The organism is Acidovorax sp., from assembly GCF_046291265.1.
Taxonomy (GTDB): domain Bacteria; phylum Pseudomonadota; class Gammaproteobacteria; order Burkholderiales; family Burkholderiaceae_C; genus Acidovorax.
In genome coordinates this window covers 1-4898 of sequence record NZ_JBKBTV010000123.1, presented here as the reverse complement: position 1 = coordinate 4898, position 4898 = coordinate 1, and the positions used below count along the sequence as shown (strand labels likewise).

Annotated in this window: 5 protein-coding genes and 1 pseudogene; all 6 read left to right on the top strand. The window is 67.9% G+C overall.

Translation table 11 applies throughout. The features are described from left to right. Nucleotides 1-388 (top strand): amino acid ABC transporter permease (locus tag ACK41V_RS23275; RefSeq protein ID WP_409785998.1); only part of this gene is annotated, 388 nt, incomplete at its 5' end. Between the two features lie 12 nt (nucleotides 389-400). Next, nucleotides 401-1144 (top strand): amino acid ABC transporter ATP-binding protein, encoded by a 744-nt coding sequence (locus ACK41V_RS23270; protein ID WP_409785996.1) that lies wholly within the window; start codon nucleotides 401-403, stop codon nucleotides 1142-1144. Nucleotides 1145-1232: 88 nt separating this feature from the next. Further along, nucleotides 1233-2303: a glycerophosphodiester phosphodiesterase gene (locus tag ACK41V_RS23265; RefSeq protein WP_409785994.1), complete on the top strand. Its 1071-nt coding sequence runs from the start codon at nucleotides 1233-1235 to the stop codon at nucleotides 2301-2303. Between the two features lie 82 nt (nucleotides 2304-2385). After that, the gene (locus ACK41V_RS23260; RefSeq protein ID WP_409785992.1) at nucleotides 2386-3126 is read left to right on the top strand and encodes a DUF1223 domain-containing protein; all 741 of its coding nucleotides are present in this window, start codon (nucleotides 2386-2388) and stop codon (nucleotides 3124-3126) included. A 61-nt stretch (nucleotides 3127-3187) separates the two neighbouring features. Beyond that, nucleotides 3188-3550 carry a hypothetical protein gene (locus tag ACK41V_RS23255; protein WP_409785990.1) on the top strand — a complete coding sequence of 121 codons (363 nt, stop codon included), beginning with the start codon at nucleotides 3188-3190 and terminating at the stop codon, nucleotides 3548-3550. 81 nt (nucleotides 3551-3631) lie between these two features. Further along, nucleotides 3632-4898, top strand: a pseudogene (locus ACK41V_RS23250) (hypothetical protein); the annotation flags it as partial.

Sequence of the window (4898 nt, the reverse complement as noted above, 5' to 3'; positions counted from 1 at the left end):
GCTGTTTGCCGCGGCCTACATGGCCGAGATCATCCGCGGCGGCTTGCAGGCCATTCCCAAAGGGCAACTGGAAGCGGCCGACACACTGGGCCTGTCCTACTGGCAGACGCAGCGCAAGATCGTGCTGCCGCAGGCCCTGGCCATGGTGGTGCCCAGCATGATGAACAACTTCATCTCGGTGTTCAAGGACACCTCGCTGGTCACCATCGTCTCGCTCTACGAGCTCACCGGCGCGCTCGCCCTCGCGCTGAACTCCGACGTGAACTGGCGGCCGTTCAAGATCGAGGCCTACATCTTCATCACCCTCGTGTACTTCACGTTCTGTTTCTCGATGTCGCGTTACAGCCTGTGGGTCGAAAAACAACTCAGTGCCAGCAAAGCCCGCTGAAGGAACCCGAACATGTCCGATCCCATCATCCGTTTCGACAAAGTCAACAAGTGGTACGGCAACGACTTCCACGTGCTGCGCGACATCGACCTCGACGTGGCCAAGGGCGAACGCATCGTGGTCTGCGGCCCTTCCGGCTCGGGCAAGTCCACGCTGATCCGCTGCATCAACCGACTCGAAGAACACCAGCAGGGCCACCTGTTCGTGGACGGCATCGAGCTCACCGACGACATCAAGGCGATTGATCAGGTGCGCAAGAACGTGGGCATGGTGTTCCAGCAGTTCAACCTGTTCCCGCACCTGACCGTGCTGGAAAACCTCACGCTCTCGCCCATGTGGGTGGGCAAGATGCCCAAGAAGGAGGCCGAGGAAAAGGCCATGGTGCAGCTGCAGCGCGTGCGCATCGCCGAGCAGGCGGGCAAATACCCGCTGCAGCTCTCGGGCGGTCAGCAGCAGCGCGTGGCGATCGCGCGCGCGCTGTGCCTCACGCCCAAGATCATGCTGTTCGACGAGCCCACCTCGGCGCTCGACCCGGAGATGATCAAGGAGGTGCTCGACGTGATGGTGGAATTGGCCAACCTGGGCATCACCATGATCTGCGTGACGCACGAAATGGGCTTCGCCAAGGCCGTGGCCGACCGCGTGATCTTCATGGACCAGGGCCAGATCGTGGAGCAGAACACGCCCACCGAATTCTTCAACAACCCACAGAACGAACGCAGCCGGGACTTCCTCTCCAAGATCCTCGGCCATTGATTCATATGGCTTCTTTTGAAGGCGGGGTTATTGACTTGTGAGGGTCATGTGGCGCTGACACAATGCGCGGGTTCTCAAGGAGGCCCCCATGTCCACACCACCCCCGTTCACCGTTCAACGCCTCTCCTGGCTTCGCTGGAGTTGCACCACGGCGCTGGGTTTGTCGGTGTGGTGCGCCGGGGCAGCGCTGGCCTTTGACGCGCAGGGCCACCGCGGGGCCCGGGGCCTGGCGCCCGAGAACACACTGGCCGGCATCGAACAGGCGCTGTTCATCGGAGTCACCACACTCGAATTCGACGTGGTGCTCAGCGCCGAGGGTGTGCCCGTGGTCTCGCACGACACCACACCCAACCCCGACATCACGCGCGACGCCAACGGCAAGTGGTTGCAGGCGCGCGGCAAACCCTTCAACCAGCTGAGCCTGGACGAAATCGCGAGCCTGGATGTGGGCCGCATCAACCCTTCCAGCCGCTACGCGCGCGACTTCGCCAACCAGGCCTCCGTGGATGGTGAACGCATCCCCACCCTGGCCGCTGTGTTCGAACGCATCAAGCGCCTGGGCGCGAGCCACGTGCGCTTCAACATCGAACTCAAGCTCAACCCCAAACGCCCCGACGAGTCACCCGCCCCAGACGCCTTTGTGCGCGCGGTGGCGGCTGTCGTCAACAGCCACGGCATGGCGTCGCGCACGACCCTGCAGAGCTTCGACTGGCGGGTGCTCAAGGCCAGCCAGGCGATGGCGCCCGGCCTGCCGCTGTCGTTCCTGTCGTCCCGCAACACCCTGAACGACAGCCACTGGACCGCCGGCCTGAAGCTGGCGGATTTTGCGGACGCGCCGGGCATGGTGGCCGCCGCGGGCGGCAAGCTCTGGTCGCCGCATTTCAACGACCTGAGCCAGGCCACGCTGGCGCGAGCACGCTCGCTCAGCCTGCGCGTGATTCCCTGGACAGTGAACGAGACCGCCGACATGGCGCGCCTCATCGATTGGGGCGTGGACGGCCTGATCACCGACCACCCCGACCGCCTGCGCAGCGTGATGCGGGAGCGCGGCATGGTGCTGCCACCGACCGTGGCCACGCCCTCGCCCACCGCCCGCGTGGCCCTGCCCGAGGCCGGGCCGCAACCGGTGCGCTTCGGCGTGGCGCCCGACCTGCGCTGAGGCCACCCGCCTCCGGTCGGCCCGGCTGTAAGCCCACGGCCCTGCGGCCGACCAACCGCCATTCCCACCTTTGGAGATGGCCATGCCCACCGCCCTGTCCCACCTCGTTGTCTTCGCCGGCACCCTGTTGGCCGCCGGGTCTGCGCTTGCCCAGACCTGCGAGGTGCGCTCCGGTCCAAGACCACCGGCCGTGGTGGAGCTCTACACCTCGGAGGGCTGCAGTTCGTGCCCGCCGGCCGATCGCTGGCTCTCCACGCTCAAGACCCAGGACCAGGTGCTGGCGCTCTCGTTCCATGTGAACTACTGGAACCACCTCGGTTGGCGCGACCCGTTTGCCACCCCGGAAACCACCGCGCGCCAGTACCGGTTGAAGGAGGCGCTGCGCGGCAAGTACGTCTATACGCCGCAGGTGGTGCTCAACGGGCGGGACCACCGCGACTGGCACGGCCAGAGCGCCAGCGGTCTGGAGGGCCTGCCCGCCGCAGCCGCCCCGGCCCTGCGCCTGAGCCGCCAGGGCAACACGGTCACGGCGCAGATCGCGGCCACCTCGGGCACCGGGCCCGCAGGTGAGCTGGCAGGCTACTGGGCCGTGCTGCAGGACGGCCTGGTGAGCAAGGTCACGCGCGGTGAAAACGCGGGTGAGAACCTGCGCCACGACCACGTGGTGAGCCTGTACCAGCCGGTGGCGCCCTGGTCCGCCGCGCAGGGCGGCAGTGCCCGGCTCACCCTGCCCGCCGGCTCCATGCAGCGGGTGGCCTTTGTGGTGACCAACGCCGGGTTGACCCAGCCGGTGCAAGCCCTGGTGCTGCAGTGCCCCGCCTGAAAACGCGGCATTCAGCGCCGGTGATGGAACCAACCGGCACCGCTCCGTATCATTCCTATCCATGCGCCACTGGTTCCTCGTCCTCATGATCGCCCTGCTGCCCCTGCGCGGCTGGGTGGGCGACGCCATGGCGGTGGAGATGCTGGCCCAGCCCGCACACGCCGCCGTGGCGATACACGGGCACGGTGCGGACCATGCCGATCCACACGCCATGAGCGACGCCCACTGCGCCTGCGCCGAGCACGCGACAGCGGACAGCGCAGACCACCAGCACAGTGCCTGCGATGTCTGCAACCTGCCCGCCCTGGCCCTGGGCGTGCTGGACGTGCTGACCCCACCCGCGGTTCACAGCGAGCTCGCGCAGCCCGCCGAGCGGTTCGCCAGCAGCGAGGCCCAGCGGAGCGTCAAACCACCCATTTCCTGAGTTCACACACCACAGGTGCGTCCGCTGTGGCCCGAAGGGGCTGCGTCAGCGGGCGACGGTTCGTGATTTCAGGAGATTCCCATGATGGTTTTTCGGCGGTTGTCACCGCCTTTGAAGAGCACCTCGGGCCACCTGCTGGCCCTGGCCCTGTCGGTCACCTGCTGGCCGGCGCTGGCACAAACGTCCAGCGCGCTGCAGGCCGCCAACCCCGACGCCCCGTCCACCGGCATTGCGCTGGTGCTGCCACCCACCGGTTCGGCAGCCCCGCAGGACCGCCCGGTCGACCTCGCCCAAGCGAAAGAGATCTGGCAGCGCGCCAACGAGCGTGTGGCGGAGTTTCCGCGTGGTCATGTCGACCTGCTGCGCTGGGAAGCGAAGAACCCGGGCGACACGCCACCCGCCCAAGGCGACAACGCCAGCCCGGCAGCGCTGGACCTCGCGCAAGCCCTGCGGCTGTCGCTGCGCCAGCGGCCCGACCTCTTCACCCGTTCCGACACGAATGCAGTGGAAAAAGCCGCCGTGCAGGTGGAATATGCCCAGCATGTGCGCGAGGTGCAGCGCACCTGGATCGACGCGGTGAGCGCGCGCCAGAGCTGGCGCCACGCAAGGGAGGTGTGGGACGCCACCCGCACCGGCAGCGAGCTGGGCCGGCGCATGGTGATGGCCGGCAACTGGAGCCAGGCCAAGCTCATGCGCGAGCAGCTCACCCAAGCCAGCGCCTGGCAAACGAGCGTGGACGCCCAGGCGGCCGCGCTGGTGGCGCAGGAGCGGCTGGCGCAGATGCTCGGTCTGTGGGACGCGGAAGCGGTCTCGCGGCTGGGCGAGCGCCTGCCGGCCAGCTTGCCCGCCGTGCCGGCGCGGCCCACACCGGGCGAGGGCATCACACCAGCCACGCTGGAGTCTGCGGTGCTGCGCGGTCATCCTCTGCTGAGCCTGCAACGGACCCGGGCGCAGCGCGAACTCACCGCCGTGAGCCCGGGCAGCCGAGCCGCCTGGAACGCAGCGGTGGACACAGCGATTGCGGCCATGCCGGGCCCGGGTACAACGCCGACCCCGCCCCACATCGGTGACCTGCCGCTGCTGCGCGACCACCCGCTGGAGCGGGCGATCGAAGCCGAGAGCGCCTTGCTGCGCGCAGCCAGCGAGCGCCGTTCCATGGCGCGCCAGGCCTGGGCCCACCTGCAGATGCGCCACGCCAGCGCGGTGCACGCGCAAACCGTGGTGGCCCAGCTGCAAACCGCACTGGAGCAGGAAACCCTGCTTCGCTACAACGGCATGCTGCAAAGCAGCTGGGAGCTGCTGGCCAGCGCACGCGAACGCATGCAGTCGCTGGACGCCGCCCTGCAGG

Coding starts and splice junctions, on each gene's coding strand:
- ACK41V_RS23265 (WP_409785994.1), top strand. CDS start 1,233: ATGTCCACACCACCCCCGTTCACCGTTCAACGCCTCTCCTGGCTTCGC.
- ACK41V_RS23260 (WP_409785992.1), top strand. CDS start 2,386: ATGCCCACCGCCCTGTCCCACCTCGTTGTCTTCGCCGGCACCCTGTTG.
- ACK41V_RS23270 (WP_409785996.1), top strand. CDS start 401: ATGTCCGATCCCATCATCCGTTTCGACAAAGTCAACAAGTGGTACGGC.
- ACK41V_RS23255 (WP_409785990.1), top strand. CDS start 3,188: ATGCGCCACTGGTTCCTCGTCCTCATGATCGCCCTGCTGCCCCTGCGC.